General features: G+C 64.2%; 21 protein-coding genes. 11 read left to right on the forward strand and 10 right to left on the reverse strand.

The window, feature by feature from the left end; genetic code table 11:
• Positions 1-12: 12 nt before the first annotated feature.
• From RRX38_RS16255 to trpB, 3 genes are all read right to left on the reverse strand, one after another.
• The gene (locus tag RRX38_RS16255; RefSeq protein ID WP_315959918.1) at positions 13-483 is read right to left on the reverse strand and encodes an anti-virulence regulator CigR family protein; all 471 of its coding nucleotides are present in this window, start codon (positions 481-483) and stop codon (positions 13-15) included.
• A gap of 117 nt (positions 484-600) precedes the next feature.
• The gene (gene trpA / locus RRX38_RS16260) at positions 601-1,410 is read right to left on the reverse strand and encodes a tryptophan synthase subunit alpha (protein ID WP_315959919.1); all 810 of its coding nucleotides are present in this window, start codon (positions 1,408-1,410) and stop codon (positions 601-603) included.
• Positions 1,407-2,636, reverse strand: coding sequence for a tryptophan synthase subunit beta (gene trpB / locus RRX38_RS16265; protein WP_315959920.1), 1,230 nt, complete (start codon positions 2,634-2,636; stop codon positions 1,407-1,409). Before trpB ends, trpA begins: the two co-directional genes overlap by 4 nt.
• A 126-nt stretch (positions 2,637-2,762) precedes the next feature.
• Here trpB and RRX38_RS16270 point away from each other — a divergent pair, with 126 nt between their 5' ends.
• Positions 2,763-3,656, forward strand: coding sequence for a LysR family transcriptional regulator (locus RRX38_RS16270; protein ID WP_315959921.1), 894 nt, complete (start codon positions 2,763-2,765; stop codon positions 3,654-3,656).
• On the opposite strand, the gene RRX38_RS16275 is transcribed toward RRX38_RS16270, so the two are convergent.
• A complete protein-coding gene (locus RRX38_RS16275) occupies positions 3,657-3,992 on the reverse strand; it encodes a YqjD family protein (RefSeq protein WP_295472031.1) in 336 nt (111 codons plus the stop codon). It lies immediately after the preceding gene.
• Positions 3,993-4,152: 160 nt separating this feature from the next.
• On the opposite strand from RRX38_RS16275, the gene RRX38_RS16280 reads away from it, so the two are divergent.
• Positions 4,153-4,368, forward strand: a complete 216-nt coding sequence (locus tag RRX38_RS16280) for a dodecin (protein ID WP_295472033.1) — start codon at positions 4,153-4,155, stop codon at positions 4,366-4,368.
• Between the two features lie 131 nt (positions 4,369-4,499).
• Complete coding sequence (locus RRX38_RS16285; RefSeq protein WP_315959922.1) at positions 4,500-4,724, forward strand: DUF1161 domain-containing protein; 225 nt, start codon at positions 4,500-4,502, stop codon at positions 4,722-4,724.
• A gap of 93 nt (positions 4,725-4,817) precedes the next feature.
• Here RRX38_RS16285 and RRX38_RS16290 read toward each other — a convergent pair whose 3' ends face one another.
• Positions 4,818-5,819 carry an LLM class flavin-dependent oxidoreductase gene (locus RRX38_RS16290; protein ID WP_315959923.1) on the reverse strand — a complete coding sequence of 334 codons (1,002 nt, stop codon included), beginning with the start codon at positions 5,817-5,819 and terminating at the stop codon, positions 4,818-4,820.
• A 207-nt stretch (positions 5,820-6,026) separates the two neighbouring features.
• On the opposite strand from RRX38_RS16290, the gene RRX38_RS16295 reads away from it, so the two are divergent.
• Both RRX38_RS16295 and RRX38_RS16300 read left to right on the forward strand, forming a co-directional pair.
• On the forward strand, positions 6,027-6,455 hold the full coding sequence (locus RRX38_RS16295) for an OsmC family protein (RefSeq protein ID WP_295472039.1): 429 nt from the start codon (positions 6,027-6,029) through the stop codon (positions 6,453-6,455).
• A 116-nt stretch (positions 6,456-6,571) separates the two neighbouring features.
• Positions 6,572-6,805 carry a DUF1161 domain-containing protein gene (locus tag RRX38_RS16300; protein WP_295472041.1) on the forward strand — a complete coding sequence of 78 codons (234 nt, stop codon included), beginning with the start codon at positions 6,572-6,574 and terminating at the stop codon, positions 6,803-6,805.
• Positions 6,806-6,816: 11 nt separating this feature from the next.
• On the opposite strand, the gene RRX38_RS16305 is transcribed toward RRX38_RS16300, so the two are convergent.
• Positions 6,817-7,170 (reverse strand): hypothetical protein, encoded by a 354-nt coding sequence (locus RRX38_RS16305; protein ID WP_410524913.1) that lies wholly within the window; start codon positions 7,168-7,170, stop codon positions 6,817-6,819.
• Positions 7,171-7,320: 150 nt separating this feature from the next.
• Between RRX38_RS16305 and RRX38_RS16310 the strand changes: the two genes are divergently transcribed.
• Positions 7,321-8,379, forward strand: a complete 1,059-nt coding sequence (locus tag RRX38_RS16310) for an aminopeptidase (protein ID WP_315959925.1) — start codon at positions 7,321-7,323, stop codon at positions 8,377-8,379.
• 10 nt (positions 8,380-8,389) lie between these two features.
• Here RRX38_RS16310 and RRX38_RS16315 read toward each other — a convergent pair whose 3' ends face one another.
• Both RRX38_RS16315 and RRX38_RS16320 read right to left on the reverse strand, forming a co-directional pair.
• Positions 8,390-9,037, reverse strand: a complete 648-nt coding sequence (locus tag RRX38_RS16315) for an HAD family hydrolase (RefSeq protein ID WP_295472046.1) — start codon at positions 9,035-9,037, stop codon at positions 8,390-8,392.
• A gap of 206 nt (positions 9,038-9,243) precedes the next feature.
• On the reverse strand, positions 9,244-9,789 hold the full coding sequence (locus RRX38_RS16320) for a gamma carbonic anhydrase family protein (protein WP_315959926.1): 546 nt from the start codon (positions 9,787-9,789) through the stop codon (positions 9,244-9,246).
• 103 nt (positions 9,790-9,892) lie between these two features.
• Here RRX38_RS16320 and prlC point away from each other — a divergent pair, with 103 nt between their 5' ends.
• On the forward strand, positions 9,893-11,941 hold the full coding sequence (prlC, locus tag RRX38_RS16325) for an oligopeptidase A (RefSeq protein ID WP_315959927.1): 2,049 nt from the start codon (positions 9,893-9,895) through the stop codon (positions 11,939-11,941).
• Positions 11,938-12,222 (forward strand): YheV family putative zinc ribbon protein, encoded by a 285-nt coding sequence (locus tag RRX38_RS16330; RefSeq protein ID WP_295472052.1) that lies wholly within the window; start codon positions 11,938-11,940, stop codon positions 12,220-12,222. The genes prlC and RRX38_RS16330 overlap by 4 nt, the downstream gene beginning before the upstream one ends.
• Positions 12,223-12,267: 45 nt before the next feature.
• On the opposite strand, the gene RRX38_RS16335 is transcribed toward RRX38_RS16330, so the two are convergent.
• Positions 12,268-12,504, reverse strand: a complete 237-nt coding sequence (locus RRX38_RS16335) for a hypothetical protein (RefSeq protein WP_295472054.1) — start codon at positions 12,502-12,504, stop codon at positions 12,268-12,270.
• A 185-nt stretch (positions 12,505-12,689) separates the two neighbouring features.
• Here RRX38_RS16335 and RRX38_RS16340 point away from each other — a divergent pair, with 185 nt between their 5' ends.
• From RRX38_RS16340 to RRX38_RS16350, 3 genes are all read left to right on the forward strand, one after another.
• Positions 12,690-13,748, forward strand: coding sequence for a PA0069 family radical SAM protein (locus RRX38_RS16340; RefSeq protein WP_315959928.1), 1,059 nt, complete (start codon positions 12,690-12,692; stop codon positions 13,746-13,748).
• A 217-nt stretch (positions 13,749-13,965) separates the two neighbouring features.
• Complete coding sequence (locus tag RRX38_RS16345; RefSeq protein WP_315959929.1) at positions 13,966-14,688, forward strand: carbonic anhydrase; 723 nt, start codon at positions 13,966-13,968, stop codon at positions 14,686-14,688.
• 182 nt (positions 14,689-14,870) lie between these two features.
• A complete protein-coding gene (locus RRX38_RS16350) occupies positions 14,871-16,424 on the forward strand; it encodes a SulP family inorganic anion transporter (protein WP_315959930.1) in 1,554 nt (517 codons plus the stop codon).
• 17 nt (positions 16,425-16,441) lie between these two features.
• On the opposite strand, the gene RRX38_RS16355 is transcribed toward RRX38_RS16350, so the two are convergent.
• Positions 16,442-17,092: a hypothetical protein gene (locus tag RRX38_RS16355; RefSeq protein ID WP_315959931.1), complete on the reverse strand. Its 651-nt coding sequence runs from the start codon at positions 17,090-17,092 to the stop codon at positions 16,442-16,444.
• Positions 17,093-17,501 lie beyond the last annotated feature (409 nt).

Below are 17,501 nucleotides of genomic sequence, written 5' to 3' on the forward strand. Positions count from 1 at the left end.
CCTCAAGGCGGCTCAGTTCAGCACGCCATCCAGAATGGCGTAGACGATCCCGGTGCCCACGGCGATCAGCACCACGTCGGTGCCCAGGCGGCGCCATTCATAACCTTCGTAATGCGGCAGGTGCTGCAAGGCGCGGCGGTCCAGGCGCTTGCCGTAGCCGGGTGGCAGCGGCTTGCCCCTGGCCACGATGATGCCCGGCGGCAGCGGCTGGCCACGACCGATCACGTCACGGTATTGCACGATGGTCTGGCGTACCGGGCCGAAATCCTGCGGTGGACGGTGTCCGCCCCGCTCGCCCTGCGGCCCTTGCCCTCCGGGACCGTTACCGTGGCCGCGCCCCGGGTTGTCGCCTGGCCCCTGTTGAGGCCCGCCCCGTTCGTTCTGCCCCGGCCCACGCCCGTCGGGCGGTGCGGCCTGCAGCAGCGAACTGGCGCTGATCATCAGGATTCCCAAGCCGGCGACGACGCGGTTTGGCAGTTTCATGGGCAGGCTCCTCGGTATCAGGCAATGAAAAAGGGGCTCGGACCGCTGGTCCGAACCCCTTGAGTCTTGTCCTGTAGAGTCACCCGCGCCCGGCGAAATTCCTCTGTATCAGGATCTTTACACCCGCGCACCGCGCACGCCTTCGGCCAGCGCTGCGCACAGGCTCAGCACGCCGTCGACGGCCTGTTCGGGCGAGCCGGCCTTGGCGATCTGATCGACCAGTGCCGAGCCGACCACCACCCCGTCGGCCAGGCGCGCGATGGCGGCGGCCTGTTCAGGAGTGCGGATGCCGAAGCCGACGCTGATCGGCAGCGAGGTGTGCCGACGCAGACGCTCGATGGCCTCGGTGACGTGCTCGGTGGTCGCCGAACCGGCACCGGTGACACCGGCGACCGACACGTAGTAGACGAACCCGGAGCTGCGCTCCAGCACTCGTGGCAGGCGCGCATCGTCGGTGGTCGGGGTGGTCAGGCGGATGAAGTCGATGCCCGAGGCCTGCGCCGGGGTGGCCAGCTCGCCGTCGTGCTCCGGTGGCAGGTCGACGATGATCAGGCCATCGACCCCGGCTTCCTTGGCCTGGGCGACGAAGGCGTCGACGCCGAAGCGGTGGATCGGGTTGTAGTAACCCATCAGCACGATGGGCGTGGTGCTGTCGTCGGCACGGAACTCGCGGACCATCTGCAGGGTTTTCGCCAGGGTCTGGCCAGCGTCCAGCGCACGCAGGGTGGCCAGCTGGATGGCCACGCCGTCGGCCATCGGGTCGGTGAACGGCATGCCCAGTTCGATCACGTCGGCACCGGCAGCCGGCAGGCCCTTGAGAATCTTCAGCGAGGTGTCGTAGCCGGGGTCACCGGCGGTGATGAAGGTCACCAGGGCGGAACGGCCTTCGGCCTTGAGCTGGGCAAAACGGTGTTCGAGACGGCTCATGCCTGCTTCTCCTGGTTCTTTTCGGCCTCGGTCATATGGGTCATCACGGTTTGCATGTCTTTGTCGCCACGGCCCGAGAAGCACACCACCATCAGGTGGTCCTTGCCCAGGGTCGGCGCGCGGCGGATGGCTTCAGCCAGGGCGTGGGCGGTTTCCAGCGCCGGGATGATGCCTTCCAGGCGGCAGCACTGGTGGAAGGCGTCCAGGGCCTGGTCGTCGGTGATGCTCACGTACTCGACGCGCTTCACTTCGTGCAACCAGGCGTGTTCCGGGCCGATGCCGGGGTAGTCGAGACCCGCGGAAATCGAGTGGGCGTCGGCGATCTGGCCGTCGTCGTTCTGCAGCAGGTAGGTGCGGTTGCCGTGCAGCACGCCCGGCACGCCACCGTTGAGGCTGGCCGCGTGCTTGTCGGTGTCGACGCCATGGCCACCGGCCTCGACGCCGATGATCTGCACGCTGGCGTCATCCAGGAACGGGTGGAACAGGCCCATGGCGTTGGAGCCGCCGCCAACGCAGGCGACCAGGCTGTCGGGCAGGCGGCCTTCCTTCTCGAGCATCTGCTCCTTGGCTTCCTTGCCGATCACCGACTGGAAGTCACGGACCATGGCCGGGTAAGGATGCGGGCCGGCTACGGTGCCGATCAGGTAGAAGGTGTTGTCGACGTTGGTGACCCAGTCGCGCAGTGCCTCGTTCATGGCGTCCTTGAGGGTGCCGGTGCCGGAGGTCACCGGAACGATCTCGGCGCCCAGCAGCTTCATGCGGAACACGTTGGCCTGCTGGCGCTCGATATCGGTGGCGCCCATGTAGATCACGCAGGGCAGGCCGAAGCGTGCAGCAACGGTGGCGGTGGCCACGCCGTGCATGCCGGCACCGGTTTCGGCGATCAGGCGGGTCTTGCCCATGCGCTTGGCCAGCAGCACCTGGCCGATGCAGTTGTTGATCTTGTGCGCGCCGGTGTGGTTCAGCTCTTCACGCTTGAAGAAGATCCGTGCGCCGCCCAGGGCATCGCTCAGGCGTTCGGCGTAGTACAGCGGGTTGGGCCGGCCCACGTAGTCGCGCTGGAAGTAGGCCAGTTGCTCGGCGAACGCCGGGTCGGCCTTGGCGGCTTCATACTCGCGGTTCAGGTCGAGGACCAGGGGCATCAGGGTTTCGGCGACGTAGCGGCCGCCGAACGAACCGAACAGGCCGTTGGCGTCGGGACCGTTGCGCAGTGGGGTCTGGGTCATGAACTACTCCGGGTTGCACAGGGCAAATGAATTGAGCCGTGGCGGCAATGGACACACTCTAACCAGCGCAGGCCCGCCTGAAAACCGATAAGATCGCCGCAACCTGTCAGGAAAACTCAACTGTCCATGAACCGTGATCTTCCTCCGTTGAATGCCTTGCGCGCCTTCGAGGCGGTGGCCCGCCTGGGCAGCGTCAGCCAGGCGGCGGAACAGCTGCATGTCACCCATGGCGCGGTAAGCCGGCAGCTGAAGGTGCTCGAAGAGCACCTGGGCGTCAGCCTGTTCAGCAAGGAGGGCCGAGGCCTGAAACTCACAGATGCCGGGGTGCGGCTGCGTGACGTCAGTGGGGAAGCCTTCGACCGCCTGCGCCAGGTGTGCGCGGAGCTGAACCAGGGTGGCAGCGATGCGCCCTTCGTGCTGGGCTGCTCCGGCAGCCTGCTGGCGCGCTGGTTCATTCCGCGTCTCGGGCGCCTGAATGCCGAGCTGCCAGACCTGCGCCTGCACCTCTCCGCTGGCGAAGGTGATCTTGATCCGCGACGGCCCGGGCTGGATGCCCTGCTGGTGTTCGCCGAGCCGCCGTGGCCGGCTGACATGCAGGTGCTGGAACTGGCGGCCGAGCGCATCGGCCCGGTGCTCAGCCCGCGTTCGGCGCGCTACGAGACGCTGCGGGATGCGCCGGCCCGGGCCTTGTTGAACGAGCCACTGCTGCATACCGCTTCAAGGCCGCAAGCCTGGCCGGCCTGGGCGCAACAGCAGGGTATCGATCCGCAGGCACTGCGTTTCGGGCAGGGATTCGAGCATTTGTATTATTTGCTGGAGGCGGCCGTGGCAGGCCTGGGTGTGGCGATTGCGCCAGAGCCGCTGGTCAGCGATGACCTGCGCGCCGGACGCCTGGCCGCGCCCTGGGGTTTTACGCAAACCCCGGCGCGGCTGGCCTTGTGGCTGCCTCGCAGGGCCGCTGACGGGCGTGCCCGTCAACTGGCCCAATGGCTCAGTAATGAGCTGCGAGGAAGCGGCTGATCAGTTGCCGCGTTTGCACAGCAGGTAGGCGGCCAGCAGGCCGATGGCGCCAACCGCGACGCCGGCGGTGGTCCAGGGATGCTCCTGGGCGTAGTCGCGGGTGGCGATGGCGTTTTCACGGGTCTTGACCTTCACGTCGGCGTAGACGTCGCCCAGGTCGCTGAGCAGCCCACGGGAATGGCCCAAGGCGCGCTCGGCACTGGCCTTGAGGCTCTTGAGGGTCTTGTGCGACTCCTCGGAGGCGTCGGCTTTCAGGCTTTCCAGCGACTTGAGCAAGCTTTCGATCTCTGCTTCCACACTTTGCAGCGAAGCCTTGCGGAGTGAAGAACTGGCCATGGTATTTCTCCTGCAGTGGTGAGTAGGGTGTGTTTTTTCCGACTGCAAGGGTTTTGAAAAGTGCAGAGCAATTTGCCGGCTGAACTTTTCTGCGGCTTTTCCACACAGAAACAGGGAGCGCCAGCAGCCCGCGCTCAGCCATTTCACAAGGAGAACTGCCATGAGTGATCACCGCACCTACAAGAAGATCGAGCTGGTCGGCTCGTCTACTACCTCTGTCGAAGACGCCATCAACAACGCTATCGCCGAAGCCAGCAAGTCCCTGACCCATCTGGAATGGTTCGAAGTCACCGAGACCCGCGGGCATATCGAAAACGGCAAGGTGGCGCACTTCCAGGTGACCCTCAAGGTGGGCTTTCGTATCGCCAATAGCTGACACGCGTCACATTCCCGGTGGGCCGCTATGAACCTTCGAGCTGGCTCACTGCCATAGCCTGCGCTACTCATAGTCGGGGCGGCTTCATCGCGAGGTTGCCCCTGGACCAGCCGAATCAGGAGGATGTGCTCATGAAGCGATTCATGTTGGCGGTAGGTTTGTTGGGCCTGGCAGGCACTGCTATGGCCGCAGGCAAGCCCTGCGAGGAATTGAAAGCGGAAATCGACGCCAAGCTGCAGGCCAAGGGCGTGTCGTCCTACACGCTGGACGTGGTGGACAAAGGCTCGATTGCGGATCAGAAAGTGGTCGGCATGTGTGAAGGCGGCAGCAAGGCAATCGTCTACAAGCGTGGGTGATTCAAGTCTACGCCGTTGTTGACCGCTACCTGCGCGACAGGTCGCTCCTGCACCGCCTTGCAGCGGTAGGGGCGAACCTGCCCGGCAGGCGGTTCAGCCCTTGGCCGCTTCGGCCAGAATCTCGAACGACCTCAAGCGGTCGGCATGCTCGAACAGGTCGCAAGTGAAGATCAGTTCGTCGGCGTCGGTCTGTTCCAGCAATACGTCCAGTTTGGCGCGGACCTTCTCCGGCCCGCCGATCACCGCCAGCCCCAGAAAGCTCATCACCGCCTCGCGTTCATGCGGCAGCCATAGGCCGTCCATGCTCGGCACCGGTGGGCGCTGCACCAGGCTATGGCCACGTATCAACGCCAGGATTCGCCGGTAGACGGAGGTGGCCAGGTATTCGGCCTGCTCGTCGCTGTCGGCCGCCACCAGCGGTACACCCAACATCACATAGGGCTTGTCGAGCACTTCCGAAGGCTGGAAGTGGTTGCGATACACGCGGATCGCCTCGTGCATGTAGCGCGGAGCGAAGTGCGAGGCGAAGGCGTAGGGCAAGCCACGCATGCCGGCCAGCTGTGCGCTGAACAGGCTCGAACCCAGCAGCCACACCGGCACCTGGGTGCCATGGCCGGGCACGGCGATCACTTTCTGCTCAGGGCTGCGCGGGCCGAGATAAGCCATCAGCTCGGCCACGTCATCGGGAAAATCGTCGGCACTGCCGGAGCGTTCGCGGCGCAGCGCACGGGCGGTCATCTGGTCGGATCCCGGGGCACGGCCCAGGCCCAGGTCGATGCGTCCGGGATACAGGCTGGCCAGGGTGCCGAACTGTTCGGCGATCACCAGCGGTGCGTGGTTGGGCAGCATCACCCCGCCAGAGCCCACGCGAATGGTCGAGGTGCCGCCCGCAAGGTAGGCCAGCAGCACCGAGGTCGCGGAGCTGGCGATGCCGTCCATGTTGTGGTGCTCGGCGACCCAGAAGCGGTTGAAGCCGAGCTTTTCGACATGCCGGGCCAGGTCCAGCGAGCGATGCAGGGCATCGGCCGGACCCTTGTCCTCACGGACGGGCACCAGGTCGAGGGTGGAAATCTTGATGTCGGACAGGCGTTTCATAAGCCACGCGAGCTCCTGTGCAGAGGTAGGCAGGCGCAAAGGCCTGGAGTAGGAACAGCAGTAAGGGCCGTAAAGGCCGTTTTCAATGCCTGGACGTGAAATTTCCTACTTTGGTAGTAGGAATTAAGCCTTTGAACTTTCTTCCGGCGGCTATCCTCAGAATCCCTGTTGCTGCACGAAACATTCACTCGTTCGCAAGGAGACACCATGAGCATCGTCAAGAAAGCTTCCGCCCATTGGCAAGGCGACCTGAAGAAAGGGACTGGCCACATCTCCACTGAAACCGGTGTGCTGCGCGAAGCCCCTTATGGTTTCAACGCACGCTTCGAAGGCGGCAAGGGCACCAACCCTGAAGAACTGATCGGCGCGGCACACGCCGGCTGCTTCTCCATGGCGCTGTCGATGATCCTCGGCGAAGCCGGCCTGACTGCCGAAAGCATCGACACCGAAGCCCAAGTGACGCTGAACAAGCAGCCCGACGGCTTTGCCATCACTGACATTCACCTGGTGCTCAAGGCCAAGGTGCCGGGCGCCAGCGAAGATCAGTTCCATGAACTGACCCAGAAGGCCAAGGAAGGCTGCCCGGTCTCCAAGGTGCTCAACGCCAACATCACCCTGGAAGCCACCCTGCTCTGACGCGCTGGCGCGGCGGCCTGCCAGTGGCGGGTCGCCCGCCGACGAACCGGATGGCGATCTGCCCTGTCCAACGGGTATCGGCACCTATGTGCGTGCCCCGTCAGGAAGGACCGACAATGAAACATCTGCTCTTCGCCCTCAGCCTATCCCTGCTGGCCGGCACCGCGCTGGCGGCGCCGAAGTCCTGCGATGAACTCAAGGACGAGATCGAAGCCAGGATCCAGGCCAACAACGTCAACTCCTACACCCTGGAAATCGTCAGCAACGATGAAGTCAAGGACCCCAACATGGTGGTCGGCAGTTGCGACAACGGTACCCGCAAGATCATCTACCAGAAGAACGACCGCTGAAGAATCACCGGCTACAGGCACTGCATGTCTGACAGCCTGGCCACTTCCTGGCGCTTGGCGTCGTACAGCCAGGCGTCCACGTCGTTGGCCAGCGAGCGGACTTCCAGGCGGTAGCGCTCCCCCGCCTCAAAGTGGTCGTAGCTCAGGCGGATGAAGCAGGTGATCTCGGTGTAGTCGTCGGCAAACATGCCCAGAGCCATGCCTGCGCGATATTCGTAGTCGAAACGCACCTGCAGTTCATGACGACCGGGTGATACCTGGAAGTAGCGACCGTCTTCGGTGCGCTGACGGTCGAGCTTGTCGGCCATCACCAGCTTGCCCGTGGTGGTGGTGAGGTCGACCCAGGCCATGGCCGGGTCATGCATGGGCAAGGGACCTGCGCATCCAGCCAGGATGCCGACGGTGATAAGCGGTAGTATGGGGCGCATGGCAGGCTCCGCATGAAGGTGTTGCGATGATAGTGGCGGCGCTTCTCGCTGTCCTGCCTGGCATGTTTTCTCTGTGCAGAGCCGTGTATGCCAGCACTCGATGTTTCCCGCCTTTGGCGCGCCGTACCGCTACTGTTGGCAACGTGGCTGGGCGGATGTTCCAGTTTCTCCTATTACAGCCAACTGGCCAGCGGACAGCTGCAACTGCTTGCCGCCCGCGAGCCGGTGGCCGACATCGTGGCCGACCCGGCCCGCGATGCGGCACTGCGCAAGCGTCTGGCGCTGGCCCAGCAGGCGCGGGACTTCGCCACCGCGCAGCTGCACTTGCCCGATAACCGCAGCTACCGGCTGTATGCCGACATCGGGCGGCCCTACGTGGTGTACAACGTTTTCGCCACCGATGAGTTCTCCCTCGACCCACTGACCCACTGCTTCCCGATTGCCGGCTGCGTGGCCTATCGCGGCTATTACAGCCTCGGCGGCGCACGTGGCGAAGCGGCGCTGCAGCGCCAGGCCGGCAAGGATGTCTTCGTCGCCGGCATCGAGGCCTATTCGACCCTGGGCTGGTTTGCCGACCCGATCCTCAACACCATGCTGGGCTGGGGCGACGAACGCCTGGCGACGCTGATCTTCCACGAGCTGGCGCACCAGCGCTTCTACGTGAAAGACGACACCGCGTTCAACGAGTCCTACGCCAGCTTCGTCGAGCAGGAAGGCACCCGCCAATGGCGTGCTGCGCGGGGCCTGCCGCCGCAGGACGACAGCCGCAGCGCCCAGCGCGACGCCCTGACGCGGCTGGTGCTCGACACCCGGCAACGCTTGCGCACGCTGTATGCGCAGCCGTTGCCCGCCAGCGAGATGCGCGCCCGCAAGGCCGCGGAGTTCGAGCGCTTGCGGCACGAGTACCGACAACTGCGCGACCGCCAGTGGCCGGGCGACAAACGCTTCGATGCCTGGATTGACGCGCCCCTGAATAACGCCAAGCTGCTGCCCTTCGGCCTTTACGATCAGTGGGTGCCGGCCTTCGCCGCCGTGTTCCGCCAGGTCGGCGGTGACTGGTCGCGCTTCTATGTCGAAGTCGAGCGTCTTGGCAAACTGCCCGCTCCCGCGCGCACCCAGGCCTTGCATGACCTGATGCCCCGTTGAATGGCCTCGATCAGCGCTGGAAAGCCTGGTGCAGCTCGGCGACGCTGTTGAAGTGGAAGTCTGGCGCTTCGGCGTGCAGTTCCTCGGCGCTGCCGAAGCCATAGCCCACCGCCGCAACCTGCAGGCCATTGCGTCGCCCGCCGATGAGGTCATGCTTGCGGTCGCCGATCATCAGGGTCTGTGCCGGGTCGAGGCGTTCCTGGTCGAGCAGGTGGGCAATCAGCTCGACCTTGTCGGTGCGGGTGCCGTCCAGCTCGCTGCCGTAGATCACCTTGAAGTGCCGGGCGAAATCGAAATGCCGGGCGATCTCGCGAGCGAACTCCCAAGGCTTGGAGGTCGCGACGTACAGCGTGCGGCCCTGCCCTGCCAGGCTTTCCAGCAGGTGTGGAATACCGTCGAACACCTGGTTCTCGTACAGGCCGGTGACCCGGAAGCGTTCGCGGTAGAAATTCACCGCCTCCCAGGCCCGCGCCTCGTCCATGGCATAGAACTGCATGAAGGCCTGCAGCAGCGGCGGGCCGATGAAGTGTTCCAGGCGGGTGATGTCCGGCTCATCGATACCCAGCTTCGCCAGGGCGAACTGGATCGAGCGGGTGATGCCCAGGCGTGGGTCGGTCAGGGTGCCGTCGAGGTCGAAAAGAATGTTCTGCTGATGCATGAAAACGGGCTCGTTGCGGTGGGGCCGGCTGACGCCGGCTCGGGGACAATAAAGATCGATCCGTTCGTAGGAGCGAGCTTGCTCGCGATGGCCGTGCCAGGCTCACCGCATACGCATGGGGCTTACCGGTCTTTTCGCGAGCAAGCTCGCTCCTACAACAGCCAGAGAGCGCCTAAGCGATCAGTGCCTGGCGAGGGACGGGGCAGTCAAGGCTGGTCGAAACCTTCGGCCAGGTGCTGGTCCTTGAGTTTCACGTAGTTGGCGGCGCTGTAGGGGAAGAAGGCGATTTCCTTTTCGGTGAGCGGGCGCACCTGTTTCACCGGGCGACCCACGTACAGAAAGCCGCGCTCCAGCACCTTGCCGGGTGGGACCAGGCTGCCGGCACCGATGATCACTTCGTCCTCGACCACCGCGCCATCCATCACGGTAGTGCCCATGCCGACCAGAATGCGGTTGCCGAGGGTGCAGCCATGCAGCATGCACTTGTGGCCGATGGTCACTTCGTCGCCGATCAGCAGCGGGAAGCCGTCGGGGTTGAACGGACCGGCATGGGTGATGTGCAGCACGCTGCCGTCCTGCACGCTGGTGCGTGCGCCGATACGGATGCGGTGCATGTCGCCGCGCACCACGGTCAGCGGCCAGATCGAGCTGTCATCGCCGATCTGTACATCGCCGATCACGATGGCCGAGCTGTCGACGAAAGCCCGTTCGCCAAGGCTCGGGGTGTGGTTCTGGAATCTGCGAAGGGCCACGATAGCCTCCCTGTTTGCCGGTGATAGAGCGTTTCGGTGCTGCGTGTGCGGGCGATTGTAATTAAGATGGCCGAGTGTTTCTTCACAGCCAAGGTGCAAAACCGTGAGCGCGAACAACCCGCTTCTGCAACCCTACGACCTGCCTCCCTTCTCGGCGATCCGTGCCGAACACGTCAAGCCGGCCATCGACCAGATCCTCGCCGACAACCGTGCCGCCATCGCCAGCCTCCTGGCCGAACAGGGCAAGCAGCCGGACTGGGCCGGGCTGGTGCTGGCGATGGACGAGCTCAACGACCGCCTGGGCGCCGCCTGGAGCCCGGTCAGCCACCTCAATGCGGTGTGTAACAGTGCCGAGCTGCGTGAAGCCTACGAGTCCTGCCTGCCAGCACTGAGTGCCTATTCCACCGAAATGGGCCAGAACCGCGAGCTGTTCCAGGCCTATGAGGCCTTGGCCGCCAGCCCGGCCGCTGCCGGTTTCGACATCGGCCAGAAGACCCTCCTCGAACACGCCCTGCGCGATTTCCGCCTGTCGGGCATCGACCTGCCGCCCGAGCAGCAGAAGCGCTACGCCGAAGTACAGAGCAAGCTGTCGGAACTGGGCAGCCAGTTCTCCAACCAGCTGCTCGACGCCACCCAGGCCTGGACCAAACTGGTCACCGATGAAGCGGCGCTGGATGGCCTGACCGAGTCGGCCAAGCAACAGATGGCCGCTGCCGCCAAGGCCCGTGACCTGGACGGCTGGCTGATCACCCTGGAATTCCCCAGCTACTACGCGGTGATGACCTACGCCCACGACCGCGCCCTGCGTGAAGAGGTCTACACCGCCTACTGCACCCGCGCCTCCGACCAGGGGCCGAACGCCGGGCAGAACGACAACGGTCCGGTGATGCAGCAGATTCTCGATCTGCGCCAGGAACTGGCCGGCCTGCTGGGCTTCGCCAACTTCGCCGAACTGAGCCTGGCGACCAAGATGGCCGAGTCCAGCGACCAGGTGCTGAGCTTCCTGCGTGACCTGGCCGCCCGCAGCAAACCGTTCGCCGCCCAGGACCTGGAGCAGCTCAAGGCTTTCGCCGCCGAACAGGGCTGCCCGGACCTGCAGAGCTGGGACACCGGCTACTACGGCGAGAAATTGCGCGAGCAGCGCTACAGCGTGTCGCAGGAAATCCTGCGTGCCTACTTCCCGATCGACAAGGTACTCGGCGGCCTGTTCGCCATCGTCCAGCGCCTGTACGGCATCGAGATCAACGAGCTGAAGGGGTTCGACACCTGGCACCCGGACGTGCGCCTGTTCGAGATCAAGGAGAACGGCCAGCACGTCGGGCGCTTCTTCTTCGACCTGTATGCCCGCGCCAACAAGCGTGGCGGCGCCTGGATGGACGGCGCCCGCGACCGTCGGCGCACCGCCGATGGCCGTCTGCAGAGTCCGGTGGCCAACCTGGTGTGCAACTTCACCCCGGCTTCGCCCGGCAAGCCGGCGCTGCTGACCCACGATGAGGTCACCACGCTGTTCCACGAATTCGGCCATGGCCTGCATCACCTGCTGACCCGCGTCGAGCACGCCGGGGTGTCCGGCATCAACGGCGTGGCCTGGGATGCCGTGGAACTGCCGAGCCAGTTCATGGAGAACTGGTGCTGGGAACCCGAGGGCCTGGCGCTGATTTCCGGCCACTACGAGACCGGCGAGCCGTTGCCGCAGGACCTGCTGGAGAAGATGCTGGCGGCGAAGAATTTCCAGTCCGGCCTGATGATGGTGCGCCAGCTGGAGTTCTCGCTGTTCGACTTCGAACTGCACGCGACCCACGGCGACGGCCGCAGCGTGCTGCAGGTGCTCGAAGGCGTGCGTGACGAGGTGTCGGTGATGCGTCCGCCGGCGTTCAACCGCTTCGCCAACGGCTTCGCGCACATTTTCGCCGGCGGTTACGCGGCGGGTTACTACAGCTACAAGTGGGCCGAAGTGCTGTCGGCCGACGCCTTCTCGAAGTTCGAGGAAGAAGGTGTGCTTAACGCCGACACCGGTCGTGCGTTCCGTGAGGCGATCCTGGCGCGTGGCGGCTCCCAGGCACCGATGGTGCTGTTCGTCGATTTCCGCGGACGTGAGCCGTCGATCGATGCACTCTTGCGCCATAGTGGCCTGAGTGAGGAAGCGGCATGAGCGACGCCCCCGTGGTGACCCCGAAACGCTTCATCGCCGGTGCGGTGTGCCCGGCGTGCAGCGAATCCGACAAGCTGAAGATGTGGAGCGAAGACGGCGTGCCGCACCGCGAGTGCGTGAGCTGCGGCTACACCGACACCCTCAACGACCAAGGGCTGTCGGTGCCCAAGGAACTCGGCACCCGGGTCAACCGGGCTGAGCCCAAGCCGGCCACGCCCAAGGTCCAGGGCGTGCAGTTCTTCCCCAATCCGAAGCTCAAGAAGCCGGTCGACCCGAGCTGAGGGTCAGGGGGCCCGGCGTCTGCTCAGGCGCCGGGCCCCCGCGCTTCACGACAGGCTCTTCATGAATGCGGCGGCCAAGCCGAACAGTACTTCGTCTTCTGGCGCGAAACCGGCGTCGGACTCTTCGCTGTCCAGCACTTCATCGAAATCCTCATCGGCATTCGAACTGCCCAGACGCGCCCAGTACGTGGTTTCATCGTTTCTGATGAAGTCGATCAGCATTTCCGGGTTGCGGGAGGTTTCGAAGCCCTCCAGCAACATGCGCACTTCGTAATTAGCCATCATCCACCTCGCAGCGGTTAGGGTTGCGATGACTCGGCAGTCGGGCAAGGACTGCCCGACGCACGTTATCCCTGGCCTGGCATCGGGTCTACTGACAGAAATGACAGTGAGACGGCCTTACCAGCGGTAGTGGCGTGTAACAGATTGTGCTGTACTGTATATGTGAACAGTATCAGGCATTCCCCATGACCTCCTCTTCGCCAATCCGTGGCCGCGGCACGGCCAGCAATCCCCATAACCGTTTCACGGCCCAGCGCTCGGTGGTCGAGGACGACGGCTGGTACCAGGAAGTGCCGCTGACCCAGGGCACCGAAGTGACCCACGAGACGGCCAAGACCATCATCACCCGCAACATCTCGCCCGATATCCCCTTCGACCGCTCGATCAATCCCTACCGGGGCTGCGAGCATGGTTGCATCTACTGCTTCGCGCGGCCCAGCCACGCCTACTGGGACATGTCGCCGGGCCTGGATTTCGAAACCCGGCTGATCGCCAAGACCAACGCCGCCGCGCTGCTCGAACAGCAACTGTCCAAGCCGGGCTACCGTTGTGCGCCGATCAACCTGGGGGCCAACACCGACCCCTACCAGCCCATCGAGCGCGAGTACAAGCTGACCCGCGCCATTCTCGAAGTGCTGCTGCGCTACCGGCACCCGGTGACCATCGTCACCAAGGGCTCTCTGATTCTGCGTGACCTCGACCTGCTGGCCGAGCTGGCGCGGCAGCGGCTGGTGTCGGTGTACATCAGCCTCACCACCCAGGACGACGAACTCAAACGTATCCTCGAACCCCGCGCCGCCGCCCCCGCCGCGCGGTTGCGGGCGATTCGCGTGCTGCGCCAGGCCGGGGTGCCGGTGGGGGTGTTGTGCGCGCCGATGATCCCCATGATCAACGACAGCGAGCTGGAGAACCTCATGCAGCAGGCCAAGGCCGCCGGAGCCCTCAGCGCGGGTTACGTGATGCTGCGCCTGCCGCTGGAGGTCGCGCCGCTGTTCGAAGAGTGGCTGGCCAACCATTACCCGCAGCGTGCGGCGCATGTCATGAGCCTGATACGCCAGAGCCGCGGTGGTGCCAACAACGACAGCCGCTTTGGTGTGCGGATGCGCGGCGAGGGCCAGTTCGCCGAGCTGCTGGCACAGCGTTTCGCCCTGGCGCGCAAGCGTCTGGGGCTCGGCCAGCGGGAAAGTTTCGTGCTCGACTGTGACTCTTTCTGCCCTCCGGGTGGTCAGATGTCATTGCTGTAGATCAAAAAAAGATGGCAAAAAGCTATTGACAATTTTTTGTTTCAATGATGTTGCTTTAAGTTTCACTTAAGCTTCGAAGGTTAGTCTGCAGCCAGGAGTATCCCTCCCGTGGCCGCGTACAACGGAGCTGTGCGCCATCACTGGCTCGAAAGGGATCACTGCCGCTATCCGAATGAAGCATGAATGATCCACTTCAATCCGTCAGAGAGGATGAAACATGAGTGACAAGGACAAACAGACCTCGGCCCCTTCCCAGTCGGGCGCGGAAACCGCCGAGCAGGCCTTGCAGCACATCGTGGATGGCTTCGTGCAATTTCGCCATGAGGTCTTCCCGCAGCAGGAAGAGCTGTTCAAGAAGCTGGCCAATGCCCAGCGCCCCCGTGCCATGTTCATTACCTGCGCCGACTCGCGCATCGTGCCCGAGCTGATCACCCAGAGTTCGCCAGGCGACCTGTTCGTCACCCGTAACGTGGGTAACGTCGTACCGCCCTATGGGCAGATGAACGGTGGCGTATCCACCGCTATCGAATATGCCGTCATGGCCCTGGGCGTACAGCACATCATCATCTGCGGTCATTCCGACTGTGGCGCGATGCGCGCGGTCCTCAACCCCCACACCCTGGACAAGATGCCGACGGTCAAGGCCTGGCTGCGTCATGCCGAGGTGGCGCGCACGGTGGTCGAGCACAACTGCGATTGCGGTGCCGAGCACGAAAGCATGGGCGTGCTGACCCAGGAAAACGTCATCGCCCAGCTGCAGCACCTGCGCACCCACCCTTCGGTGGCTTCGAAGCTGGCCAGCGGCCAACTGTCGATTCACGGCTGGGTGTACAGCATCGAGACCAGCGAAATCCTCGCCTACGACTCGCAGCTTGACCGTTTCCGTCCGCTCGACGGCGACGGCCCTGTGCCAACGGCTACGCCGAAGGCACGCTTCTAACGAGAAGCTCGCGGCAGGCCCGGTGTGGCCTGCCGTATGCAGCCTGAAAATCACGTCCGCGGTTCTGCGCGGCGAACATTCCCCTTTCTGCCAATGGTGGCGGCTGCGGCCTTTTCGCACCGTCAGGCTTTGTCGTGCCTGCGTGGGTACGGCTGATGAAGAATTTCTTGGAGAACGTAGTCATGGAAGCCACAGCCGGCAAAGGTGTTTCATCGATCAAATCTGTCTTGCCACGGGAGCTATTGGCTTCCGTGGTGGTGTTCCTCGTCGCCCTGCCTTTGTGCATGGGCATCGCCATCGCCTCGGGCATGCCGCCGGCCAAGGGCCTGATCACCGGCATCATCGGCGGCCTGGTGGTGGGTTTCATCGCCGGCTCGCCGTTGCAGGTCAGCGGCCCGGCGGCGGGGCTGGCGGTACTGGTGTTCGAGCTGGTGCGCACGCATGGCATGGCCATGCTCGGCCCGATCCTGCTGTTGGCCGGCCTGCTGCAACTGCTGGCCGGACGCTTCAAGCTGGGCTGCTGGTTCCGCGTCACGGCCCCGGCGGTGGTGTACGGCATGCTTGCCGGTATCGGCGTGCTGATCGTGCTGTCGCAGGTGCATGTGATGTTCGACAGCGGGCCCAAGCCTTCCGGGTTGGACAACCTGATCGGCTTCCCTACCACGCTGGCGCAGGCTTTCGGCCCTGGCAGCGGGATGCAGGCCGGTCTGCTCGGCCTGGGCACCATGGCGGTGATGTATGGCTGGGAAAAGCTGCGCCCGCAGCCGCTGCGCTTCGTGCCGGGTGCCTTGCTGGGCGTCGGCATCGCCACGGGTGTGAGCCTGCTCATGGCCCTGGAGGTCAAACGCGTGCAAGTGCCGGACAACTTGGCCGAAGCCATCGATTGGCTACGCCCGGCGGACCTGGTCAACCTCATGGACCCGGCCGTGCTGGTCGCCGCCTTCGCCCTGGCGTTCATCGCCAGTGCCGAGACGCTGCTCTCCGCCGCTGCCGTGGACCGCATGCACAACGGTGTGCGTTCGAACTTCGACAAGGAACTCAGCGCCCAGGGTATCGGCAACATGCTCTGCGGCCTGGTCGGCGCCCTGCCGATGACCGGTGTGATCGTGCGCAGCTCGGCCAACGTCCAGGCCGGCGCCACCACGCGCCTGTCGACCATCTTCCACGGCTTGTGGCTGCTGGCCTTCGTGCTGGTGCTGTCCAGTGTGCTGCAGAGCATTCCGGTGGCGAGCCTGGCGGGCGTGCTGGTGTATACCGGCCTGAAGTTGGTGGACCTCAAGGCATTCCGCGGCCTGGGTCGCTACGGGCGCATGCCGATGTTCACCTATGCGGCCACTGCTGCGGCGATCGTCTTCACCGACCTGCTGACCGGTGTGCTGGTGGGCTTCGCGCTGACCCTGGTCAAGCTGGCCTTCAAGGCCTCGCGACTGAAGATCAGCCTGGTGCCGATGGAAGGGAACAAGGAGCTGGAGCTGCGTCTGGTGGGGGCGGCGACCTTCCTGAAGGTGCCGGCTCTGACTCAGGTGCTGGGCACCATTCCCCAGGGCAGCACGGTCCATGTGCCGCTGGGTAATCTGAGTTACATCGACCACTCGTGCCTGGAGCTGCTCGAAGAGTGGGGACGCGCCAATGCGGCCCACGGTACTCGCTTGCTCATCGAGCCACGTGGCCTGAAACGCCGCCTGGAGGGTCGGGTGCGCACCAACACCGGCATCGGTGCAGCCGGCACCGCCTGACTCAGGCGTACCACGGGTCAGGCCTGGAGGCCGTCCAGCTCCAGGCCGACGCCCAGTTGCATGGAAAGGCATGGCCAGCGGCGCCATGCCGCTTCCGTTCCGGGGTTGCTGAGGCGCTCGCGATAAGCCTGCACCGACTCCTGAGCGAAGCTGTCTTCGTCGAGCATTTCGCTCAATGCCAGGTGCACGGCCTGGTCCAGCTGGTTGGCGAAGCTTTCACCGATCAGCTGGTGGGCAATGACGTTGGCCACCGTGGAGTCCGAAGGAATCAGCGGCTGGCCGAGGTGGCGGATGTAAAGGTCATTGACCTCTTCGACCAGCCGATGCGCCAGGTAGGCTTCGTCCAGCAGGCCGGCGAGTCCTTCATGACCCTGCATGATTGCCGGCGGGCTGCTGAAGAACTGCGAGGCAATGCGCAGCACTGGCTTGATGCGGTCTTCGATACCCGCTTCGATCGCCACGCTGTGCGCGGCATCCAGCAGGTCCGGTACGTGTTCGATGTAGGCGGTCACGAAATTCTTCAGGACCGCATGCGCATCGTTGTCTGGCACGGCAATCGCCGGGTGGAGATGGGGCAATCGGGTTTCCAGCGAGTGCCGCAATTGGCCGGTCTCGGCCTCATGTTGTCGTGCACGCTGGATCTGCTCCCGCAAGGCTGCAGTGTTCATCAGTACTCCTGAGGGCCTGATAATGAATATCTTCTGGTTATAAGCGAGCGAGACATGGTCGGCCCTTCACAGACCATGCTTGCGCCCCACATGCCTGCAAACATTGAGGCAAAGCCGGTTGGGCGTATTTTCCCACTCGCACGGGGATGACATACATTAGCGCGGTTTTTATTGGATCCAAGATCGTTTTGTCATAAGAAATCCATTTTTATATGGCTACACGGTCAAAAATAGAACCTACCGGTCACTCCTGCCACTTCGCGCGGCGCTCTTGCGCCGCCGCTGGCTGTCTATACTGCTCACCAGGAAGCCGGCTGATCGCCCGTTCAGGGCCCGAGTCAGCAGTCCGCAAGCCGCTCCCCTTGGCCGCAGTCCGCCACTGACGGACCTGCGCGTTGCACAAGCGCTG

Origin of the sequence: Pseudomonas sp. DTU_2021_1001937_2_SI_NGA_ILE_001 (assembly GCF_032463525.1) — a bacterium.
Classification (GTDB): Bacteria; Pseudomonadota; Gammaproteobacteria; order Pseudomonadales; family Pseudomonadaceae; genus Aquipseudomonas.

Excerpts from the sequence above, each read along its gene's own strand:
- RRX38_RS16255 (WP_315959918.1), bottom strand. The coding sequence starts at position 483 with ATGAAACTGCCAAACCGCGTCGTCGCCGGCTTGGGAATCCTGATGATC.
- trpA (WP_315959919.1), bottom strand. The coding sequence starts at position 1,410 with ATGAGCCGTCTCGAACACCGTTTTGCCCAGCTCAAGGCCGAAGGCCGT.
- trpB (WP_315959920.1), bottom strand. The coding sequence starts at position 2,636 with ATGACCCAGACCCCACTGCGCAACGGTCCCGACGCCAACGGCCTGTTC.
- RRX38_RS16270 (WP_315959921.1), top strand. The coding sequence starts at position 2,763 with ATGAACCGTGATCTTCCTCCGTTGAATGCCTTGCGCGCCTTCGAGGCG.
- RRX38_RS16275 (WP_295472031.1), bottom strand. The coding sequence starts at position 3,992 with ATGGCCAGTTCTTCACTCCGCAAGGCTTCGCTGCAAAGTGTGGAAGCA.
- RRX38_RS16280 (WP_295472033.1), top strand. The coding sequence starts at position 4,153 with ATGAGTGATCACCGCACCTACAAGAAGATCGAGCTGGTCGGCTCGTCT.
- RRX38_RS16285 (WP_315959922.1), top strand. The coding sequence starts at position 4,500 with ATGAAGCGATTCATGTTGGCGGTAGGTTTGTTGGGCCTGGCAGGCACT.
- RRX38_RS16290 (WP_315959923.1), bottom strand. The coding sequence starts at position 5,819 with ATGAAACGCCTGTCCGACATCAAGATTTCCACCCTCGACCTGGTGCCC.
- RRX38_RS16295 (WP_295472039.1), top strand. The coding sequence starts at position 6,027 with ATGAGCATCGTCAAGAAAGCTTCCGCCCATTGGCAAGGCGACCTGAAG.
- RRX38_RS16300 (WP_295472041.1), top strand. The coding sequence starts at position 6,572 with ATGAAACATCTGCTCTTCGCCCTCAGCCTATCCCTGCTGGCCGGCACC.
- RRX38_RS16305 (WP_410524913.1), bottom strand. The coding sequence starts at position 7,170 with ATGCATGACCCGGCCATGGCCTGGGTCGACCTCACCACCACCACGGGC.
- RRX38_RS16310 (WP_315959925.1), top strand. The coding sequence starts at position 7,321 with ATGCCAGCACTCGATGTTTCCCGCCTTTGGCGCGCCGTACCGCTACTG.
- RRX38_RS16315 (WP_295472046.1), bottom strand. The coding sequence starts at position 9,037 with ATGCATCAGCAGAACATTCTTTTCGACCTCGACGGCACCCTGACCGAC.
- RRX38_RS16330 (WP_295472052.1), top strand. The coding sequence starts at position 11,938 with ATGAGCGACGCCCCCGTGGTGACCCCGAAACGCTTCATCGCCGGTGCG.
- RRX38_RS16335 (WP_295472054.1), bottom strand. The coding sequence starts at position 12,504 with ATGGCTAATTACGAAGTGCGCATGTTGCTGGAGGGCTTCGAAACCTCC.
- RRX38_RS16340 (WP_315959928.1), top strand. The coding sequence starts at position 12,690 with ATGACCTCCTCTTCGCCAATCCGTGGCCGCGGCACGGCCAGCAATCCC.
- RRX38_RS16345 (WP_315959929.1), top strand. The coding sequence starts at position 13,966 with ATGAGTGACAAGGACAAACAGACCTCGGCCCCTTCCCAGTCGGGCGCG.
- RRX38_RS16350 (WP_315959930.1), top strand. The coding sequence starts at position 14,871 with ATGGAAGCCACAGCCGGCAAAGGTGTTTCATCGATCAAATCTGTCTTG.
- RRX38_RS16355 (WP_315959931.1), bottom strand. The coding sequence starts at position 17,092 with ATGAACACTGCAGCCTTGCGGGAGCAGATCCAGCGTGCACGACAACAT.